We start from the raw sequence: 21,412 nt of genomic DNA on the forward strand, positions 1-21,412 counted from the left end.
TCGCGAACGGTGCAGCGTGTCATCGGAGGGGCGAGTTCCACGAGCCCGCAACGGTGTGGAGCGTTGGGTTGAGGACTCACGGAGTTCGTCCCTCCGAACGACTGCATCCTGACCGACAACCCGGAGATGCATGGCGTCGTGAAGGGCCGTTCGCCGCCCGGGAACCCCATTGCTCCATGGGGTCCCCGGGGGAGCACCGTCTCGACTCACCGGGCGTCGGCCGGAGCCGTCAGCATGCGGTCGATCTGGTCGAGGAGACCCGGTTGACCCGGCCCTTCGTTGTGGGCGATGACTCCGTTCACCGAGGAGGAGCGCGTCCCGCCCGCGGTGTGCGCCTGACGCTCCTCGCGCCTAACCCGCTCGCCAAAGGCCTTCATCGACTCCGCCAACTCGCCCTGGGACCGGGTCAGCGACACCGTATCCAGCGGGGCGGCCAGGGTTTGCAACTCGCGGCTCAGAGCCGCATTCGCAAACTGCGCCTCGAGAAGTTCCAACTCCCGCAATTTGGCATCCCGCGCCTCGCTGGCGCTTTGCAACCGGGCCCGCCCTTCCCGCACCGCCGACTCCAGACGTTCCACCGCCGCCTGCTTCGTCTCCAGGGTCGCCCGATCCCGTTCCATCCGCGCCAACCGGGCCTGGGCCGAGGCTTCCACCTGGGCCCGGCTGAACGCCTTGCCCCGGATCTCGAACGTCTGCCGGTCCTGGGCCAGCAGGTTGCGTTCGGTCACCAGGTCCGTCCGATCCTGCGCCACCTGGGACTCAAGCCCCTGGATGTCGCGCCGTTGGGCGGCAGCCGAGGACTCCACCTCGGCGATTTTGTCGGAGAACGCCAGGACCTCGTCGGTCATCGACGCGATCAGGGTCCGGATGCGCCGGGCCTCGTAGTCGGCCGGAGTGGCGCTGCGGACCGAGGCTTTGGCGTCGTCGCGGAGCGTGGTGACATGACTGCGCACCGCCTTGCCGCCGAAAAGGGCGACCGCAGCGGCGGCCGACAGGATGAGGGTAATGAGGGTCGTCTTCATGATTCTGGGAGGATTGGTTTTCGCTTCTGCGGCCCGGATTCGCCCGGGCTCCGCGTCTTCCTTCGCCAACGCCCTCCCGAATCCGGAAAAAAACGTTCCAAGAAGTTTTGGCCGACGACGTGAGGCGTTCCCCTTGCAGGCGCCGCGCCTCATCCGGAGACACCAAGGCACGGAGGAGAAGGACACGACGGTCATCTTGAATCCAAGCGGGAGCGCCATGGCGTACCTCCGTGTCTCCGTGCCTCTGTGTGAGGCAACGTCTGCTGCTCCAAAAGCGCACTACCCCCTTGCCCCGCAGGCGCTGACGCCAGGACGCGTGCTTTCGAATGTTCCACTCCCCGGCCCGCCTCCTCACATTGGCGCCCACAGCGAGATCTTCGGGATGCAGCTCCCTGGCCCGACTTCACCACCCTCCGCTTCACCTTTCGGAGGGACGAGCTCCGCGAGTCCTCCATCCCAACGCACCACACTCTTTCCCCCTCCCCCTGGACTCGTACTCAGCCCGAAGGGCGGTACACGTACTCGTTCTCGTCCTCGACTCGCAGGCACACCGCTTCAGCGTCGCGTCAAAGCGGGTCCGGCGGGTTCGATCCTGTTCGGACCTGCCATTTCGCCTGCGAACCGGGCAGGGCGAGCACGAGCACGAGCACGAGCACGAGCACGAGCACGAGCACGAGCACGAGCACGAGCACGAGCACGAGTACGAGTACGATTACGATTACGAGTACGATTACGATTACGAGTACGAGGACTGCTGCAAAAGTCTGAGAGGCGCTGGCAGGGCGGCGACGTTGGGGGGCCGAGGCTGGGTCGAACTTTGTTGGGTGTGCACGCTTTAGCGTGTCGGGGCGGATTTGGGAGGCTCACGCTGAAGCGTGGACACCCAACGGTCCCTCCGATTTCACCACCCCGCTTCACCCTCCGGAGGGACGAGCTCCGCAAGTCCTCCATCCATTGCACCACTCCCCTGCGGCCTCGTGGAACTCTGCCCTCCGATCCCAACCCTCCGCTTCACCTTTCGGAGGGACGAGCTCCGCGAGTCCTCCATCCCATCGCACCATACTCTTTCCCCCTCCCCCTGGACTCGTACTCAGCCCGAAGGGCGGTACTCGTACTCGTTCTCGTCCTCGACCCGCAGGCACACCGTTTCAGCGTCGCCTCATGGCGCGTCCGATGGGTTCGATCCTGTTCGGACCTCCCATTTCGCCTGCGAACCGGGCAGGGCGAGCACGATTACGATTACGATTACGATTACGATTACGATTACGATTACGAGGACTGCTGCGAAGGACTGGGGTGTGCTGGCAGGGCGGGGACGTTGGGGGGCAGAGGCTGGGTCGGACTTTGTTGGGTGTGCACGCTTTAGCGTGTCGGGGCGGATTTGGGAGGCTCACGCTGAAGCGTGGACACCCAACGGTCCCTCCGACTTCACCACCCTCGCTTCACCCTCCGGAGGGCCGAGCTCCGCGAGTCCTCAATCCATTGCACCACTCCCCTTGCGGCCTCGTGGAACTCGGCCCTCCGGACGCACCGCCCCGCTTCACCCTTGGGACACCGAAGCCCGGTTGCTGATCTTCGATTACCATGAGAATCTTCCGGCCAGACTCCGAACCGCTTCTCTGGATGAATCCATGATCCCGTTCCCCATGCACCCCTCCGTTCCCCACGCACCTCACCGGGCGGAAGCGTCCCCATCCAGTGCGGCCTGCCCGCCCTCAGGATCCTCGCGTCGGGGAATTCTTCATCGATGGGTCTTTTCCTTGCCCTGGTTGACCGTGCTGACGGCTTCTGGAATCGCCGCGGCGCAGGTGGATTCCTGCACCGAGGAGGCGCTGGCCACGGCCCTGCTGGGTGGCGGTACGGTGACGTTCGGCTGCAGCGGGACCATTCTCCTGGAACAACCCCTGAAGATCGAGGCGGACACCGTGATCGACGGGTCAGGCCAGCAGGTGGTCCTGGATGGAGGCGGGCGCGTTCGGATCTTCGAGGTGCAGGATGCGACGCGGCTCGAACTGAGGCAGTTGACCCTCGTGAATGGATTTCACGCCGGGGCCGATGCCAATCCGGAGACGGGCGAGGCGGCGTCCGACGGCATGGGCGGGGCCGTCTGGGTGGGCGATGGGGGCCATCTCCTCGTGTCGGAATGCGTCTTCGAGGGACATCAGGTCCGGGGAGGGGCCGGGGCCGGAGCTTCCGTGGCGCGCCTGAGCGCAGGCGGTGCCCGGGGAGGAGCGATCCATGTCGGCAACGGGACGTTGCACATCGAGGATTCGGTGTTTTCGGAGAATCAGGCGGACGGAGGCGATGGAGGCGGTCAGGGGTTGACGCCGCACGAGACGGCATCGGGTCGGGGAGGCGCGGTGTATCATGATCTGGGAGAATCGCGCATGGTCCGCACCCGGTTCGTGAACAATCGGGCGCAAGGGAGCCTGCTGACAGAAGCCTTGGTGAGTCCGAGAAACGGGAGCGCCTACGGTGGCGCGCTCTATGCGGGTGCCGCGGACCTGCTGCTCGATGGATGTCAGTTCCTCAGCAACCGGGTGAATGTCGGATCGGCGCCCCGCAACACCGGAGCGGGAGAGGCGGCCGGGGGAGCGGTCTATATCGGTGCCGGTCCATCGGAGGCCCTGATCCGCGAATCGACCTTTGAATCGAATGTGTGCCCGGGCGGCCGGGGTTGGGATCTGGCGACGGAAGGCCGCGGCGGGGCCATCGCCAGTCTCCGATCCTGGCAGTGCAGGTTGTCCATGTTCCTCTCCAACCGGGTCGAGGGGGGAATGTCCATCAGCGCCGGTGCGCCCGGAAAGGGAGGCGCCATCTGGAGCGCGGCACCCATGGCGATCGAGGACTGCACCTTCCTGGACAACTCGGCCGTCGGCGTCATGGGTCAGGGCAGCATGGCGGTGGGCGATGCACCGGACGGCTCGGAGGCGCTGGGCGGTGCGGTGTTCGTGGAGGGGGCGACGTGGATTCGAGGAAGCGCTTTTGCGAGGAACCAGGCGGTCGGAGGGCCCGGCAATTCCGTGCCGGGCTTTCCCAATTCTGGCGGCGGCGATGGCCTGGGAGGGGCGGTGTTCGGAGCCGCTCCGCTGGCGATGTGGAACTGCACCCTCATCGGGAATGAGGCCTTTGCCGGCCAACCGGATGCCTTCCTCGGACAGAATCCCGGCAACGCGCGGGGAGGAGCCATTCACCTGGCGGCCGGTCCGTTCGGGGGCACCAACCTGACCCTGGTGGGCAATCGTGTCGTCGCCACAGACGCGGGGGGAACCGTCGAGGGGGCGGGCTTCCACATGATGCCCGATGTCACCCAGGCGTCGCTGATCAACACGATCCTGTTCGGAAACGAGCCGGGCGGGGATTGGGTCGGAACGTTCGAGACGTTTCGGTCCAATCTCACCACGGCCGGTCTCGCGACCGACGGCGTGGAACCGCGACTGGGCACGTTTGGCGATTACGGCGGACCGACCTGGACGGTGTCCCTCCTGGAAGGAAGTCCGGCCATCGACGCCGGCGAAAGTCTGTCATGTCCGGAAACGGACCAGCGGGGCGTGATGCGTCCTGTCGGTGCGGGCTGCGACCTGGGAGCCTTCGAGTTCACGGCGCCTTACCTGGCGAACACGCTGGTGGCCGAACGGAAGGCGGACGGGCGGATGCAGGTGGTCTTTGCGGGCGAACCGGACCAGGACTTCGTGGTGGAGACATCGACCGATCTGGTGGAATGGCGCGCCGCTTCCACGAACCAGGTCAATGCGGTGGGACTCCTTGTCTTCGGGGAGGGGCGGGACTCGGGACAGCCGGGGCCAACCTTTCTGCGCGTGGCCCGACCGTAATCCGGCGCAGGCACGGAATCCTGAGGCTTGGAGCCTGTCTGAAAACTGGAAGGGGCCCCTTCCAGTTTGCAGACCGGCTCTTAGTCAGGGGACGTGCCAGGGTCGGTTTCGGGGATGGCGTTGATGCCGTCGCGCCACGGGCGCAGGAGGGGGGCGCGATGGTCGATGTCCTGGAGGAGGGCGCGGGCTTCCTCGGGGGTGCGGGTGATCTTCGGGCGAAGGAAGACCATGAGCTGCACGTCGCGGGCGAGTTTGTCCTTTTTTCGGAAGGCCAGGCCCAGGACGGGGATGTCGCCGAGAACGGGGACTTTGCGGCGGGTGTCGGAGATCTGCTTCTGGATGATGCCGCCAAGGACGAGGGTTTCGTTGTCCTTGACGGTGACGTCGGTGCGGAAGGTGCGGGTGTCGAGGATGGCGCCGCCGAAGAGGGTTTGTCCGGACTGGATGGAGGAGGATTCGGCGCGGATTTTGAGGGCGACGTCGCCGCCTATGTTGATGTGGGGGGTGACCTCCAGGATGATGCCGACGCGTTTGTACTGGAAGGACTGGGTGAGGCCGCCGACGTCGGTGGTCTGGCTGCGGTCGATGAAGGGGACCTGCTGGCCGACGAAGAGGCGGCCCATTTCGTTGTCGGCGATGTTGATCTGGGGTTCGGCGAGGACGGTCGCGTCGGTGTTGCGGCGGAGGAACTGGACGAGGACGTCGAGGTTGATGGAGGCGTCGAGGACGCCGGAGCGGAGGGTGCTGAGGGAGATGGGGAGGCCGCCGGAGCCGCCGGTGTTGACGCGGGTGTCTTCGCCGAAGCCGCGGATGTAGCGGGTGCTGGCGCCGCCGAGGATCGAGCCGTCGTAGTCGTCGGCGGTGAAGGTGCGGCTGCCGTCGGGCGACCAGCGGACGCCGAGTTTGTCCATGGCGTCGGTGGAGACCTCGACGATGCGGGCTTCGATGAGGACCTGGGCGGTGGGGGCGTCGAGATCCTCGATGAGCTTGGTGATCTGGGTGAGGAGATGGACGTTGGCGGAGACGAGGAGGGCATTGCTGCGATGGTCGGGGACGACGCGGACGCGTCCGACGAGGTCGCTGACCTGGCGGGCGGTGGCGCGTCCGTCGGAGGAGCGGGGGGTGTCGGGCTGGCCGCCGAGCCAGGGGAAGTAGCCGTCTTCACGGGATTCCTGGCCGAGTTCGAAGCTGGCGTCGGCGGGGACGGAGGACTGCTGCTGCTGGCCGCCCTGGGGTTGGGGCTGGTTCTGGGGGGCGGTGGGGCGGAGGGGTGGGGAGCCGTTCTTGGCGAAGAGGACGTTGAGGTTGTTGGCGACGGTGGCGGCCTTGGCGAAGCGGAGGGGGACCCGGAGGGTGGTTTCCCCGGCCTGGGAGGGGACGTCGAGCTGTTCGAGGATTTCCTCGACGACGGCGAGGTTCTCGCGGGAGTTGGAGGTGATGATGATGGTGTTGGAGTAGGGCTCGCTGGTGATGCGGACCTTGCCGTAGAGGCGGCCGACATCGCGGTCGGCGGTGGTGGATTGGGAGTCGCCCCAGAAATCCCAGTAGGAACGCTGCTGCTGGCGGCGGAGGAAGAGTTCGTTGAGGACATCCTCGATGTCCACGGCGCTGACGTATTTGAGCTGGTAGATGCGGGGGGCGAGGCTGTCGTCGGTGACCGGTTCATCGAGCTCGCGGATCATGCGGGCGAAGCCGTCCATCTGGGCGGGGGGCGCCTGGACGACGACGGCGTTGCGGCGGCGGTCGGCGACGAAGCTGGGTTTTTTGGAGGCGCCGCGGGGCTGGGAGGAATAGATGAAGTAGTAGGGGGAACGGGAGGCGGAACTCTGGGCTTCGCCGAGTTCCTGGAGTTGCTTGGCGACGTCCTGGGCGTCGGCGTTCTTGAGGCTGAACGTCTGGATGACCATTTCCTGGGCCTCGTCGGTGTCGAGGGTGACGAGGAGCTGTTGAAGGGCTTCGAAGTTGGCGAGGCTTGAGAGGATGATGAGGGAGTTGGACCGTTCGTTGGCCGTGATCTCGATGACGTCCTTCATGGAACGTCCGCTCAGGCGTTGATAGAGGGGTCCGATCTCGCGGACGAAATCGGCGGCCTGGACATGGCGGAGGGGCAGGACACGGACGGAGACATCGTCGGGCTTGTCCTTGTCGAGGATCTCGACGAGCTGGCGGACCTCCTGGAGGCGGGCGCGTGGGGTGGAGACGATGAGGCGGTTGGCGGTTTTGTCTGGCCAGATGCGGACCTGCTGCGCGGAGCCGGAACCCGCCGGACCGCCCGGAGAGGGGGAGGGCGACGGTGAAGGCATGCTGATGGACATGCCGGGGGGCATGCCCGGGGGACGGGAGGAACCGGAGCCGCCGGAGGGAGAGGGTGGGGGGGCGGGCTGGGCATTGACGATGAGGCTGACGAGGTTGCCGATTTCCTCGGCCTGGGCATGGCGGAGGGGGATCACCTCGACGACGGCGTCGCCGACGGAGACGACATCGAGGTCCTTCATCAGCTCGACGAGGAGCCGGAGGTTGTTGTTGAAGTCGGTGACGAGGAGCTGGTTGGAGCGTTCGTCGATCTCGACGGTGGCGCGGTCGGAGAGGACGGGACGGATCTTGTCGCGCACCTCGGCAGCCTGGACGTGGTCGAGGCTGAAGATCTTGAGGAGGCGCTGATGTCCGTCGGGGATGACGGAATCGGAGGCGCTGACCACGCCGGGGCTGAGTCTTACGTCCTGACCTTCGGGGACGATCAGGATGGAGTGGTCGGTTTCGATGGCATTGAAACCCTCGATGGCGAGGGCGCGATAGACGAGGTCAATGGCCTGGCGCGGAGAGACTTTGCGGGAACTGACGAGGGTGAGCTGGCACTGGACGCGGGGATGTTTGATGACGGTCTTGCCGGTGGTCTCGGCGAGCCACTGGACGATCATGTCCACATTGGCACCCTGGAAGGAGACCTGGACTTCCGCGGGGACAGCCGGGGCCTCGGCTGGCGGAGTGGCACCGGGGGGGGTGGGAGGAGCGCCGGGCGCGGGTGTGGCGGGGGTGGGGACGGCAGGAGCGCCGGGCGCAGGGGGTGCGTCGGGGGTGGGAGGCGTGGCGGGTGCGGGTGCGTTGGTGTCGGGGGCGGAGGGCTGGCCGGGCGGGGTTTCGGGAGCGGAGGCAGGGGGCGTCCCGGATTTCGGCCCACAGGCGCTGAGGACGAGGGTGAGGGCGAGGCCGAGCGCCATCGCCATCGCAGGCACGGGGGCCATGCGGGGAGCGCGGGCAGGTGGGGGCGGGACGGATGGATTCACGCGATTCAAGGGGTGGCTGGGTTGGCCGGGGGCAGGAGGGTTTCGCCTCCGAGGCCTCCGAAGATGGAGAGTTCTTTGGGTTGATCGTTTTCGAGGACCAGGACGCGGTTGGTGCCGATGCGGAGGATTTTGACCCCGCCGAGTTCATCGCCTTCCCGGACCAGGCCGGTCTGGCCGGTGGGGGCGCGGAGGAGGACCTGGGAACCGATGATGCCGAGGAGGGCCATGGGAGGCGGACGGATGACGGGTCCGAGAAGTCCGCTCTGAACGATGCGATCGAGCCGGGCCTGGGCTTCGGGAGAGAGAGGGGCGGCCGGGGCACCGCCCGGGGAACGGCCGGGCGGGAACGGCCTGGGCATCCCTGGGGGCATTCCGGGAGGCATGCCTCCAGGCATCCCGGCGATCATGACCCCCGGCGGCATTCCTGGCGGCATTCCTGGCGGCATTCCCTGGGTCGGAGCTGACGGCCTGGCGGGGTTGCCGGGGATGGCCGGGTTGTTGGCCGGGTTATTGGTCGGGGGGGACCAGGTGGGGAGATCGGGGAGGGAGGTGCGACCGAGGGCGTCGGAGGGGAGGACAAGCCGGGCGGCCTGCCGGGCGACCAGCAGGGCGAGGAGGGCGCAAATGACCTTGAGGGTGAGCGGGCCGTAGTCAGGCATCGGGGCGGGTCTCCGCGGGGGTCCACCGGTCGAAATCGAGGAGGACGAGGGTGAGGTTGATCTTGAGCTGGCCCGGTCCGCCGGGCTGGGGGGTGATCTGGAGGCTTTCGGCGACGAGGGGATAGCCGAGGGAGCCGAGGGATTGGAGGAATCGGAGGACGGCGGGGACGGGGCCCATGCCTTCGAGCTGGACGGAGGTGAGTTCGCGGGCGGCGGAGCGGGAGGGGGATTCGCGGATGGGGCCGAGCTGGAGTCCGCCTCCGACGGCGGCCTGGTGGATGGCGGCGGTGGCCTGGGCGACGAGGGTGGTGCGGGAAAGCTGGGCCGGGTCGAACTGGAACCGCTCCATGAGGTCACGGGCGACGATGGCCTTGTCGTGGTACACCGACAGGCGTTCGCGGAGGGTGACGGCCTCCTGGCGGAGGCGGGCGTACTCGGCGTAACGCTGGTGACCGGCTTTGCGGGCCTGGAGGCCGAGGAAGAGGGTGAGATAGACGGCCACGGCGATGGCGCCGAAGCGGACGGTGCGTTTCTCGGAGGGTGTGAGCGGGCGCATGGGTGGGGGGCGTGGATCAGCCGGGACGAGGCGTGGGAGGCCGGGCGACGGGGGTTGGGCCGGTTGAACCCGCGGCACCGGGAACGGGGGCGGGTGTGGCCGGATCTTCCTTGAGGATGGGGAGGCCGGCACGGGCGCTGGCCGGTTTCCATTGGGCGCTGATGCGGAAATTGAGGTTCTGGCGGTTGGGGGCGGGGGATTGTTCCTCGATGACCACAGAGGAGAAGAACCCCGAGTCCACGAGTTTGGTGCGGAAATCGACTACTTCCTGTGAATTGCGAAGGACACCGCGGAGCACGAGTTCCCCGCGGAGATTCATGGCGATGGATTCGACGCGGGTGCCGGGCGGGGCGGTCTTGCCGAGGACAAGAAGGGCGTCGAGGTAGGGGGCCTGGTTCTGCTGGAGATGGCGAAGGAAATCGTACTGGCGGTCGATGACGGCGAGGCGCTGGCGTTCGGATTTGAGGGTGTCGAGGCGGGCGGCGAGGCCGGGAGCGCGAAGGGAGGCTTCGAGGTACGGGAGGGTGAGCCAGGCGAGGAGCAGGACGGCGGCGGCGGCGAGCCAGGGACGGGGGAGCCTTTGCCACCAGGGCTGGGAGGAGGCCGGGGCCGATTCCGTGGCGAGCTGGGGGACCGTGCTGGAACGCCCCTGGGCGACGAGTTGCTGAAGTCCGCGCAGGGCGGAGGAAGGCGCGCCAGGCCCTTCGTCGAGGGGGGTGGCGAGTCCGGGGAGACCCAGGGCGTGGGGAAGACGGGCCACCAGCGCTGGATGACGCGAGGCGGTTCCGGACAGGAAAAGGCGGGGCTGGCCGGGAGTGTCGGGCAGGGCCCGGATCAGGGTTTCGAGGGGATCGGGAATGGGAGCGGGAGCGGGGGACGAGGGAGCATTGGGGGTCGCGGGTTCGAGGGCGTGAACGAGGGCGTCGGCATGGAGGGAGAGGACGCGGAGCGATTCGGGGCCGGCGGCGTCGCCGAGGAGAAGTTCGGTGGGGTGTTCGCCGACGTGGAGGAGGAGGGCCGGTGCGGGGGCGTCGGGGAGAAGTTGTGCGCGGGCCAGGGCGGCAGGGACAAAGGCGGGCGCGAGTCCGGCTTCATGGAGGAGGGCGGCGTAGTGATCGATGAGGTCGCGTCGGGCGGCGGCGACCAGGGCGGGCTGGGACGGGGCGGCATCGGGGGTGGCGCCGGGCTGGGGCGGGAGCGGGGCATGGCCCCAGGCGAGGGCCTCGGGGGCGAGCGGGAATTCGCTCTCGACCTGGAGCGCGACGAGGCGATGGCGTTCAGGAGCGGGGACTTGCGGGAGGGTGAGGCGGCGGAGGGCCACGCCCTGGGCAGGGAGGGCGCACCAGGCGCGGGGCCGGGGTTGCCATGGGGCGGCACGAACCAGTGCGGCGAGCTGGGCGATCACCCGGGCGCGACAGGCGTCCGTGAGGCGTCCATCGGCGGTCCGTTCGAGGGGCCAGTGGTGGAGGGCATCCCGATGAAGGGCGCGGAGTTCGGTCCGCTCGAATTCGAGGAAGAGGGGAGGACTGTCGAGAAAGGCGGGTCGCTTCATAGGTCGTCCTCCCGGTAGGAGAGGGTCTGGATGTCGTTGAGGCCGACGCGGACGATGGTCTGGAGGCGGCGGCGGACGCCGGTGGCATCGACGCGGCCTTCGGCGAGGATGCGGAAGGTTTCGGAGCGGACGGTGACGCGCGGGGCGATCTGCCGGAACGTTTCGCGGGTCATGCCGGGAACACGGAGGAGCCAGGCGACATTGGCGAGGTAGCCGTTGGAGGCGCGGAAGGAGACGATGGCCTGGGCCAGTTCACGGGTCATGCCGGGGAGGCAGGCGAGGACTTCGATTGGGGCGGTGTTGACGTTGACCACGCCGGCGAGGTGGGACTGGTCGGACAGGGTGAGCCGGTCGGCGATGTCGAGGAGGAGGGATTCATCGATGAGCGTGGGGCCGGTGGGGCCGGTGGAACCGCGGGGCTGAGGGGTGGCGGTCTGGGCTTGGGCGCCGGGAAAGGCACCGGGCGGGAGATTGGCAGGGTCGAACGAAGCGGACGGTGCCGCAGGCGATCCCGACGGGGGGGCGGCGGTGACATCGAGAAGCTGGTCGAGGCTGGAGAAGCGGTTCTGGTTGCGGTAGGCGACGATGGCGCGGGCGATGTCGGCGGTGATGCCGGGGAGGTCGGTGAGTTGGGATTCCTCCGCCGACTGGAGGGAGATGCGTTCCTGGCCGGTGGCGTCGCGGTCGGTGACGCCGGAATCGACGGTCAGCCACCCGGCCCAGCCGAGGTCGGCGAGGCCCGGGTAGGTGCGGGAATCAAGCGGTTCGTCGGAGGCGGCCCCGAGGGGTTCGAGAAGGCCGTTGAACTGGCGGTCGTCGCCGAGGAGCGCCTGGGCCGTGACGCCGCGGACCATGAGGAGTTCGCGGACGGTGAGGAACGGGCCGTTGCGGGGCAGGCGCGGCGGACGGAGGGAGGCGTAGTGTTCGACCTCGGCGCCGCCGGGGGTGACGGTGTCGTCGGGGTCCCGCCAGTCGAGGATGGCGGCGACGATGTCGGGGGGCATGTCCGGGAGGCGGGACCATTCCTCGGCGGAGGCGGTGTTGGCGTTGAGGTGGCGTTCCTCGTCGGCGATGCCGAAGACGGTGCCGCCGCCCTCTTCGGGGAAGGCCGCCCGGAGGATGCGAAAGCGACCGCGTCCGAGCGGGACATCGCGGAACTGGGCGGAGTCGTCGTAGAGGCGGCCGGTATGATTCTGGGCGGAGCGGGTGCGTTCGCGGGTGTCGTGGTAGAGGAGGGCCTTGGCCTTTTCGAGGCCGGCGAGGGCGAGGTAGTGGGCCTGGATGCGGTCGGCGTGGTGACGGCTGACGGTGAGGTCGAGGCGGGAGGTATGGAGGATGGAGATGACGACAAGGGAGAGGAGGGCGAGGCACCAGAGGAGGCCGACCAGGACGGAGGCGCGGTTGGATGGGGTGCGGGGTGGGCGCATGGGCTCAGGGGAGGGGCCTTAGAACATTGGCGTGGATGGCGTCGGGGAACCTTCCGGAGCGGCCGTGGCGCTCGAACCGGAGGCGGTGGACGACGGACGCCGGGCGAGGTTCAGCCGGACGACGGTCTGGAAGACCATCGGGGGTTCGGCCGAGGACGATTCGTTGGAGGCCGCCTGGCGGGGGGCTTCGATGGGCCCGGCGCTGGACCGGGCGGTGCGGGCACGCCGGGCGGGGGCGGCATCGAAGGCGAGGGTGATGCGGACGGCATCGGGGAGGCCGGAGAGGTTGGTGGGGGCGAGGGCGGATGTTTCGCGTTTGCCGGAGCCTTCGGGATCGCCCCAGGTGTCGAACCATTCCCAGCCATCGTAGTACTCGAACTTGAGCTGGCGGAGTCCGTCGGCGATGACTTCGCGCTGGCCGCCGGCGAGGGGATCGAGGCCGATGGCGGGATGGCGCCGGCGCCAGAGGGTGAACGCGCTGGATTCGGGGTCGGGCTGGAGGAAGTAGCTGACCTGGCAGTAGTCCCCTTCGCCGGGGCGGGCGGGGGTGTGGTGATGGGTGGCGAAGTCGAGGTTGTCGGCTTCGATGTCGCCAAGGCGCCGGTCCATGCCGAGGAAGTGGGCTTCTTTGGAAAGGATGCAGGCGGCGCGGAGATCGGCGGCGATGCGGTCCATGGCGACGCGGGCGTTCTGGGCGGCATCGATGCGGGGTTCGATGAGGCGCTGGGCGGACAGGCCGGCGGAGAGGCAGGCGTAGGCGGCGGCGAGGATCAGGCTCATGAGGCCGGCGCCGATCACCAGTTCGACGAGGGTGAACCCGGCGGAGGGATGGGAGGCCGGGGATTTCATGGGCGCTGGGAACGGCGGTCGCGGTCGCGCCGGCGGTCGCGCGAGTCGGATTCGGTGTTGGCGGTGGCGAAGGGGGGATCGAAGAGGAGCGTTTCCAGTTCGAACAAGGTCCGGCCGGTTTCCTCATGCCGGATGGCGACCTGGACGCGATAGAGGCCGTCGAGGTCCCCGGCGGCAAGGGTCTGGTACCAGCGCGCCGCCGGGAGGGCGTCGCCGCAGGGACCTTCGGTCGAACCGGCGATCAGGTAGCCTTCGGCGCGGAGGGTCTCGATCACGCCGGCGGCCACGAGGGCGGCGGCGGTGCGGAGTTCGGATTCGCGGGCGGAACGGAGGGCGGTGGCGATGCCGGTGGTGAGGCCGGTGAGGGCGACGCCGAGGATCAGGATCGAGATCATCACCTCGACGAGCGAGAAGCCGGCCTGGGCGGATCGGGGGCTCATGGGCGTTCGAGGGGGATGATCCGGATCCGGGCGGTCACCGGATTGACGCGCAGGGCGAGACCGAAGCCGTCGGGATCCCGCAACCGGATCTCGACGCGATCGGCGGTGCCGTCGGCATGGAACAGCACCCCCATGGCCGGTCCGGAAGGCCCGTCGGCCATCGAATCCGATTCCGGGCCGGCCTCGGCGAAGGGATCGGGATCGGCGGGCCTCGTGAAAGAACCGGCGGGATCGCCGACGCTCCAATCCGGGAGGAACGGGTCGGCCTCCGGGCGATCGACGGGATCGAGATCCGGCTGGCGGAGGCGGACGGCGATGCGGGGATCGAGACGGCCGGCGGCGTGGGGGATGTCGCGGATGGGGACGTAGGCGGGTTCGGTTCTGGCGCTTCTGGAACCCGGCGCCTGGCGTTCGAGCTGGAAACGGCCGGTGGCGGGGTCGAGCCGGACGCGATGGGACTGGCCGAGACTGACGGCGCGGCTGGAGGCGAGGGCGCAGGCGTTGACGAGCTGGCGGCTGGAGGAGCGGAGGAGGGCGTCCCGGTGCGACCCGCGCATTTCCGGGACGATCATGGCGGTCAGGATGGCGAGGAGACCGAGGACGACCATGAGTTCGATCAGGGTGAACCCGGCGACAGGCCGCGGCGCCGGGCCAATGGAGGCGCGGCGCGGGGGACGGCGGTGTCGGGTTGCCGGCATGGGGTTTACTGCCAGTTGCCGATGTCGGCGTTCTGGCCCTCGCCGCCGTCGGCCTTGTCGGCACCCTGGGACCAGAGGTCGAAGCTGTGGGGATGGCGGATGCCCGGGAAGCGGTACTGGTAGGGACTGCCCCAGGGATCGTTGCGCAACTGGTTCACGTACGGGCCGCGCCAGCGATCCCCGGCGCCGGCGGGCGCCTGGACCAGGGCGGCGAGGCCTTCGTCCGCGGTGGGGTACCGGTCCATGTGGACGGAGAACCGTTCGAGGGCGGATTCGATCTGGGCGATGTGGGATTTGGCGGCACTGACCTTGGCGTCGTGGGTGGTGCCGATGAACTGGGGGATGATGGTGGCGGCGAGGATGCCGAGGATGACGACGACCACCATGATCTCGATCATGGTGAAGCCGGCGTTGCGTCGGGTTGGGAAGCGGTGTGTTGCCGGTAGGGTCAGGTGCATGGGGATGGATGAAACGAGGAGGGATGACGGTGCCAGGCGGCGGAGAGCGGGAGGGGACGGCTTCATTGGATGGCGCGGCTCATGCGGAAGATGGGAAGGAGGAGGGCGATGACCATGAAGCCGACGAGGACGCCGACCACCAGGATGAGGGCAGGGGCGAGGAGGGAGATGAGGGTCTTGATGCGGGCGCGCATGTGCCGTTCCTCGATCTCGGCGACCTTGAGCAGCATTTCGTCGAGGCGGCCGGTTTCCTCGCCGACCTCGATCATCTGGACGATGCCGCGGGGGAACACGCCCAGTTTGCGGAGGGGCGCGGCGAGGGAATCGCCGCCGCGGGTTTCCTCGGCGACGCGGGCGATCTGGGCGGCAAGGACACGGTTGCCGATGGTGTCCTCGACGATGCGGAGGGCGGGCAGGAGGGAGACGCCGCTGCGGGCCAGGGTGCCGAGGGTGCGGGCGAAGCGGCCGAGGGCGGCCGACCGGAACACGGCACCGACCACGGGGAGCCGGAGCTTGGCGCGGTCGAGGAGCAGGAGGCCGCGGTCGGTGGAAAAATACCGCCGGGCACCGAAGGCGGCACCGCCGAGGGCGATGAGGAGCCAGGGCCAGTGATGATGGAGCACTTCGCTGATGCGAAGGAGGACCAGGGTCGGGAGCGGCAGCACCGGCAGCATCTCCTGGAGCATCGAGAACAGGCGGGGCAGAACGACGGTCATCAGGAGGACCACCGTGAAGACGCCGAACCCGAGGACGAAGGCGGGATAGGCGACGGCGGTGACGACTTCGCTCCGCACCTCGTCCTCGTGTTCGAGGAGGGAGGCGAGGTCGGCCATGACCTTGGGGAGCTGGCCGGCTTCCTCGCCGACACGGACCATGCTGATGTAGAGGCGCCCGAAATGGCGGGGATGTTCGTCGAGGGCGGCGGACAGGGAGGTGCCCTTGCGGACGGCCTCGGCCAGGCTGAGGACAATGCCGCGGAGGAGAGGGTTGGCCTCCTCCTCGCCCAGGCTGTCGAGGGCCTGGGGAATGGGAATGGCAGCCCCGAGCAGCGCGCTCATCTCGCGGGTGAACTCGGTGATGTCCTTGCGGCGGATGCGGGAACCGAAGGTCGCGGGCGGGCTGGCCGGGGCCGGGCCGGGTGAGACCGGTGCGGCGCGGGCCGTGGGGGCGCTCTGAGCGGTATGGCGCGGGGCAGGCGGCGTGGCCGGGAGGGTTGCGGGGTTCGGGGCGGGGCCGCCGACGGATTCGAGCCGGGACGGAAAGACACCGCGCTGGCTGAGGAGCTGGAGGGCGGCTTTGCGGTCGGGGGCCTCGATGACCCCCTGGACGGGGGCGCCATCGAGCTGGACCGCCTGGTAACGGAAGGACGTCATTCGAGGAGATCGCCCGAGGACACGCGCAGGATCTCCTCGACGGAGGTCATGCCGGCGGCGGCCTTGTTGAGGGCGTCCTGGTGCATGGTGATCATGGAGCGCTGGGCCACCGTTTTGAGTTCGGCATTGGAACGGCGGTGGAGGATCAGCTCGCGGAGTTCGGTGCCGATGGGGAGGAGTTCGAAGATGCCGATGCGGCCGCGGTAGCCGGTGTGGCGGCAATCCTCGCAGCCCTGGCCCCGAAAGAAGGTGCCGTGAACGGCCCGGCCGCCGAGGGCTTCGAGGCGTTCGCGGACGGCGGGGGCGATGGCATCCTCGATGCGGCACCGCGGGCACAGGCGACGGACGAGGCGCTGGGCGATGACCCCTTCGAGGGACGACGAGATGAGGAAGGCCTCGACGCCCATGTCGAGAAGGCGGGTGACGGCGCCGGTGGAGTCGTTGGTGTGCAGGGTGCTGAAGACCTGGTGGCCGGTGAGGGCGGCGCGAATGGCGATTTCGGCGGTCTCGGAATCGCGGATTTCGCCGACCATGACGACGTCGGGATCCTGTCGGAGGATGGCGCGGAGGCCGTTGGCGAAGGTGAAATTGCGGCTGGGGCGGACGGGAATCTGGGCGACGCCGGGGAGTTCGTACTCGATGGGGTCCTCGATGGTGATGATCTTCTTCTCCGGGGTGTAGATGCCCTGGAGGATGGAATAGAGGGTGGTGGTCTTGCCGCTGCCGGTGGGGCCGGTGGAAAGGAAAAGGCCGTGGGGTTTCTGGGCGAGGCGCTGCATCAGGGCGGCGCGTTCGGGGTCGAGGCCGAGTTCGACGGGGGTGAGGACCTTGTTGTCCTTTTCGAGGAGACGCATCACCACGCTCTCCCCGTTCTTGGTGGGCATGGTGCCGACGCGGATATCGACCCGGGCCCCGCGATGATGGATCTGGATATGGCCGTCCTGGGGCAGGAACCGCTCGGCGATGTTCATGTCCGCCATGATCTTGATGCGGGAGACCAGGGCGGCGTGGAGATGGCGCGGGGGCGGAGGCTTGACCTGGAGGAGACCGTCGATGCGGAAACGGAGTTCGAGGGAGTCTTCGAACGGGACCAGGTGGATGTCGCTGGCCCGTTCGCGGACGGCGGTGGCGAGGACGAGGTTGACGAGGTTGATGACGGTGGGCTCGTTGGCCATCACCTCGATGTCGTGGAGGGTGCTGGCTTCCGAGGTGGAGCGGGCCTCCGGGTGGAGACCCTCGATCATGCGCTCGACCGTCACCTGGTACGACTCGGCGATGCGCTCGGCCAGGGTGTCGGCCGGGGCCTCCCGGACGTCCACTTCGAGGCCGGTGAGCAATCGGATATCGTCGAAGGCGCGATGATTGGCGGCGTCCGGTGTGGCGATTCGCAGGGTGCCCTGATGGACGGCGAGGGGGAGGATGCAATGGCGCTGAACGAAATCGGCGGGGAGCAGGCGCAGGGCTTCGGGGGCCGGATGCCAGGGGTCTTCAGGAGCCGATTCGGGGAGGATCCCAGGAGCGTGGAAGGAAGCGGGATCCGCAGGATCGGGACGGAGGGGGTGGCCGTCCGAGGGGGGGTGCATGGAGTGAAGATGGGGAAGGAGGGGACTGGCGCGAGGACAGGCGAAGAGGCTAGGGGGCTCCGCGAATACGCCGCGGGCAGGCTGGTACCCCATCATCCCCGGGCGGGGATCCGACGGACGAAGGAACCGAAGGACCCGGGGACGAGACGGTCCCCCCTGCCCCACCGCCAGCGTCTGCGTGCATGACCCATGGACCCATAAACCCTCGATTCGTTCGATGCAGTGGCTTCCCGGCGAGGAACCGGGCACGGCGAGCGCCTGGGCCACAAGGTCCTGAGGGAAACGACTACGGTTGGAATACGGTTTTCGCCGTCGGGAGGCAACGGGATTTTTGTGGGATGGGGAGGGCCTGGTGCATCCCGGGGGTTGTGGGTGAGGAGGCAGCGAATCGGAGGGACGAGCTCCGCGAGTCCTCAATCCAAGGCTCCACACCGTTGCGGCCTCGTGGAACTCGGCCCTCCGAAGCAATGCTTCGCGAAGTTCGCAACTCCCCCCACAACTCCGGGATGCACTGGGGAGGGAGATTAAGATTAAGATTAAGATTACGAGGACGAGGACGAGGACGAGGACGAGGGGAATCCGGGCGGTTCTCCGAGTTGTCGGGAGGTGCGAACGGTCGAGGGATACGACGAGGGGACCGTCGGGGTCGGGGTCGGTATCGGAATCGAACCGGAACGAACTCCGGGGATGCACGAGGTGTCGTTGCTCCTGTCGATACCGATACCGATTCCGACCCCGATTCGGTTGCACCTTCCAAGAACCCGCCCCCCCCCCTCGCACGACTCGTACTCAGCCCGGAGGGCGGTACTCGTCCTCGTACTCGTCCTCGACTCGCAGGCACACCGTTTCAGCGTCGCCTCATGGCAGGTCCGATGGGTTCGATCCTGTTCGGACCTCCCATTTCGCATGCGAACCGGGCAGGGCGAGCACGAGCACGAGCACGAGCACGAGCACGAGCACGAGCACGAGCACGAGGTCTGCTGCAAAAGTCTGAGGTGCGCTGGCAGGGCGGGGACGTTGGGGGGCCGAGGCTGGGTGGGACTTTGTTGGGTGTGCACGCTTTAGCGTGTCGGGGGCGGACTTGGGAGGCTCACGCTGAAGCGTGGACACCCAACCGTCCCTCCGATCCCACCCCTCCGCTTCACCCTTCGGAGGGACGAGCTCCGCGAGTCCTCAATCCATTGCACCATACTCTTTCGTCCTCCCCAGGGACTCGTACTCAGCCCGGAGGGCGGTACTCGTACTCGTCCTCGACTCGCAGGCACACCGTTTCAGCGTCGCCTCATGGCAGGTCCGATGGGTTCGATCCTGTTCGGACCTCCCATTTCGCATGCGAACCGGGCAGGGCGATTACGATTACGATTACGATTACGAGTACGAGGTTTGGGGCGGGGAGGAGGGAGGTGTGCACCGCATGGCAGGGAGGGAGCCCCCTCCCCTGCTGCATGGATACGGCTCAGGAGGGGGCGGAAGATGGCCCGGATTCAGCCGCGGAGGTCGCGATCGAGTTGTCCCACGGTCTTGCGGACGTTGGGATCGGTTTCCATGCGATCGGCGACGGCGCGGCAGGCATGGAGGACGGTGCCATGGTCGCGACCGCCGAAGGCCCCGCCGATGGTGCTGAGGGAGGACTCGGTGAGGGTGCGGGCGAGGAACATGGCGACCTGCCTGGGGAAGGCGATGTGATCGGGGCGGCGACGACCCAGGATATCAGAGACGCGGAGATCGTAGTGGTCGGCGACGCGCTTGATGATGACGTCGATGGTGAGGGAGGCACGGCCCTCCTCGCCGAGGACATCGCGGAGCAGATCGCGGAGCCGGTCAACGGTCAGGATCTGACCGGTGAGCTTGGCGTAGCTGGCGACGCGGGTGAGGGCGCCTTCGAGGCGCCGGACGTTGGTGCGGATGCGTTCGGCGAGGAACTGGGCGATGTCCGCGGGCAGGACGTAATGCATCTGGTCAGCCTTCTTGCGAAGGATGGCCATGCGGGTTTCGACATCGGGGGGATGGATATCGGCGACGAGGCCCCATTCGAAACGGGAGACGAGGCGTTGTTCGAGTCCCTGGATTTCGCTGGCGGGACGGTCGCAGGTGAGAACGATCTGCTTCCGGCATTCGTGGAGGGCGTTGAAGGTATGGAAGAACTCCTCCTGGATGCGTTCCTTGCCGGAGAGGAACTGGATGTCGTCGATGAGGAGGACATCGGATTCGCGGAACTTCTTTCGGAACCTGGCCAGCCGGTTGTTCTGGAGGGCGTCGATGAACTCGTTGGTGAAGCGTTCGGTGGAGAGGAAAACGACGCGGGCGGTCCGGCGCTGGCTGCTGACGTGCTGGCCGATGGCGTGCAGCAGGTGGGTTTTTCCGAGGCCGACGCCCCCGATGAGAAAGAGGGGGTTGTAGGCGCGACCGGGGGTTTCGGCCACGGCCACGGCGGCGGCATGGGCGTGGATGTTGTTGCCGATGACGAAGGACTCGAAGGTGTTCTTGGGATCGAACGTGGAGACGGTGGAGGCGGACTCGCGGGTCTCGGCGGCGGCCGGTGCGGGCTCGGCCGGTTGGGCGGCGGGTGCGGATGCGTCCGGGGCGGCGGATCCGTTGACGGGACCGGGGGCGGATTGGGGAACGAAGGTGAAGGCGATGGTCCGTCCGGCGGCGGCGCGAAGGGCGTTGTGGATCAGGTCACGATAGTTTTCCCCGAGCCAGACGCCCGAGAAGTCGTTGGCGACGACGAGCGTCAGTTTATCGGCCTCGAGGCTGGCGGGTTGCACGGGGGCGAACCAGAGACGGAAGATTTCCGGATTCAGGACATCGCGGAGGGAGGAGAGGGCGGAGTTCCAGAGCGTTTGGGCGGCGGGTTCCATGGGGCGGGCCGAGGGGAGTTGAGCGGCGGAGGGTTGCGGAAGGGCTTCCGGGGGAGCGTCGGAGGGCGACGGAATGGCCGAGTTATTCACGCCACCGGAATCATCGGACCGTAACGCGATCGCGGAAGGTCCGATGGGCCCTGTCCTCGCTTCTCGTGGTGGGCCAGCGTGGACCCGTATCGCGTGGGACAACAGCTCCATCGGCTCTCCTAACACTAACGAGGCTATGAACTTGCAGAAACGGAATCCGGGCTGTACGGCGGCCGGCATCGAAAGTCGTGGCGTTGAAAGAGGGCATTCGAAGCGATGGCTTTTTAGGACGCCGCCTCAGGGCGAGCGAGGCAAATGTATTAACTGTTATCCACGGGTTGTTCACCGCCTGAATTCTCCTCGGAACAGCCTTTTCCTGAACGGTTTCGGGGACAAAAAAGGCGCCCCGGTCCAGGGGCGCCCAAGTACGACCGGCGCCTTTCAGCAGTCGTAGTAGAGGAAAAACTCGTACGGGTGGGGGCGGAGCCGGATGGCGTCCTGTTCCCGGCGCTTGTGTTCGATCCACATGGCGAGGAAGTCCCTGGTGAACACATCGCCCTTGAGGAGGAAGTCGTGGTCGGCTTCCAGCGCGTCGAGGGCTTCGCCGAGGCTGCCGGGGACCTTGGGCACGCGGGCCAGTTCCTCGGGGGGCAGTTCGTAGAGGTTCTTGTCCATCGGTTCGCCCGGATCGATCTTGTTGAGGACGCCATCCAGGCCGGCCATCAACAGGGCGCTGTAGCAGAGGTAGGGATTGGCGGCCGGATCGGGCGGGCGGTACTCGACCCGC

15 protein-coding genes are annotated in these 21,412 nt (G+C 67.7%); 1 reads left to right on the forward strand and 14 read right to left on the reverse strand.

What is annotated here, in order from left to right:
• Positions 1–206: 206 nt before the first annotated feature.
• Positions 207–1,022, reverse strand: a complete 816-nt coding sequence (locus tag KF833_15555) for a hypothetical protein (protein ID MBX3746724.1) — start codon at positions 1,020–1,022, stop codon at positions 207–209.
• A gap of 1,760 nt (positions 1,023–2,782) precedes the next feature.
• Between KF833_15555 and KF833_15560 the strand changes: the two genes are divergently transcribed.
• Complete coding sequence (locus tag KF833_15560) at positions 2,783–4,855, forward strand: hypothetical protein (GenBank protein ID MBX3746725.1); 2,073 nt, start codon at positions 2,783–2,785, stop codon at positions 4,853–4,855.
• Positions 4,856–4,935: 80 nt separating this feature from the next.
• Here the strand turns inward: KF833_15560 and KF833_15565 are convergent, their stop codons facing one another.
• From KF833_15565 to glnA, 13 genes are all read right to left on the reverse strand, one after another.
• Positions 4,936–8,097 (reverse strand): hypothetical protein, encoded by a 3,162-nt coding sequence (locus tag KF833_15565; GenBank protein ID MBX3746726.1) that lies wholly within the window; start codon positions 8,095–8,097, stop codon positions 4,936–4,938.
• A 47-nt stretch (positions 8,098–8,144) separates the two neighbouring features.
• Positions 8,145–8,798 carry a hypothetical protein gene (locus KF833_15570; protein MBX3746727.1) on the reverse strand — a complete coding sequence of 218 codons (654 nt, stop codon included), beginning with the start codon at positions 8,796–8,798 and terminating at the stop codon, positions 8,145–8,147.
• Entirely contained in the window at positions 8,791–9,354 is a 564-nt protein-coding gene (locus KF833_15575) for a hypothetical protein (protein MBX3746728.1), read from the reverse strand. Before KF833_15575 ends, KF833_15570 begins: the two co-directional genes overlap by 8 nt.
• A 16-nt stretch (positions 9,355–9,370) precedes the next feature.
• Positions 9,371–10,906 carry a hypothetical protein gene (locus tag KF833_15580; GenBank protein MBX3746729.1) on the reverse strand — a complete coding sequence of 512 codons (1,536 nt, stop codon included), beginning with the start codon at positions 10,904–10,906 and terminating at the stop codon, positions 9,371–9,373.
• Entirely contained in the window at positions 10,903–12,333 is a 1,431-nt protein-coding gene (locus KF833_15585) for a helix-hairpin-helix domain-containing protein (GenBank protein MBX3746730.1), read from the reverse strand. Before KF833_15585 ends, KF833_15580 begins: the two co-directional genes overlap by 4 nt.
• Positions 12,334–12,351: 18 nt before the next feature.
• Entirely contained in the window at positions 12,352–13,182 is an 831-nt protein-coding gene (locus KF833_15590; GenBank protein MBX3746731.1) for a prepilin-type N-terminal cleavage/methylation domain-containing protein, read from the reverse strand.
• Positions 13,179–13,622 carry a prepilin-type N-terminal cleavage/methylation domain-containing protein gene (locus tag KF833_15595; GenBank protein MBX3746732.1) on the reverse strand — a complete coding sequence of 148 codons (444 nt, stop codon included), beginning with the start codon at positions 13,620–13,622 and terminating at the stop codon, positions 13,179–13,181. The genes KF833_15590 and KF833_15595 overlap by 4 nt, the downstream gene beginning before the upstream one ends.
• On the reverse strand, positions 13,619–14,320 hold the full coding sequence (locus KF833_15600) for a prepilin-type N-terminal cleavage/methylation domain-containing protein (protein ID MBX3746733.1): 702 nt from the start codon (positions 14,318–14,320) through the stop codon (positions 13,619–13,621). The genes KF833_15595 and KF833_15600 overlap by 4 nt, the downstream gene beginning before the upstream one ends.
• A gap of 5 nt (positions 14,321–14,325) precedes the next feature.
• Positions 14,326–14,778, reverse strand: a complete 453-nt coding sequence (gspG, locus tag KF833_15605) for a type II secretion system major pseudopilin GspG (GenBank protein MBX3746734.1) — start codon at positions 14,776–14,778, stop codon at positions 14,326–14,328.
• A gap of 62 nt (positions 14,779–14,840) precedes the next feature.
• Positions 14,841–16,151, reverse strand: coding sequence for a type II secretion system F family protein (locus tag KF833_15610; protein MBX3746735.1), 1,311 nt, complete (start codon positions 16,149–16,151; stop codon positions 14,841–14,843).
• Entirely contained in the window at positions 16,148–17,734 is a 1,587-nt protein-coding gene (locus KF833_15615) for a type II/IV secretion system protein (protein MBX3746736.1), read from the reverse strand. The genes KF833_15610 and KF833_15615 overlap by 4 nt, the downstream gene beginning before the upstream one ends.
• Before the next feature lie 1,484 nt (positions 17,735–19,218).
• A complete protein-coding gene (dnaA, locus tag KF833_15620) occupies positions 19,219–20,595 on the reverse strand; it encodes a chromosomal replication initiator protein DnaA (GenBank protein MBX3746737.1) in 1,377 nt (458 codons plus the stop codon).
• A 471-nt stretch (positions 20,596–21,066) separates the two neighbouring features.
• A partial coding sequence (gene glnA, locus KF833_15625; GenBank protein MBX3746738.1) for a glutamine synthetase occupies positions 21,067–21,412 on the reverse strand: 346 nt, incomplete at its 5' end.

This window comes from Verrucomicrobiia bacterium (assembly GCA_019634625.1).
Taxonomy (GTDB): domain Bacteria; phylum Verrucomicrobiota; class Verrucomicrobiia; order Limisphaerales; family CAIMTB01; genus CAIMTB01.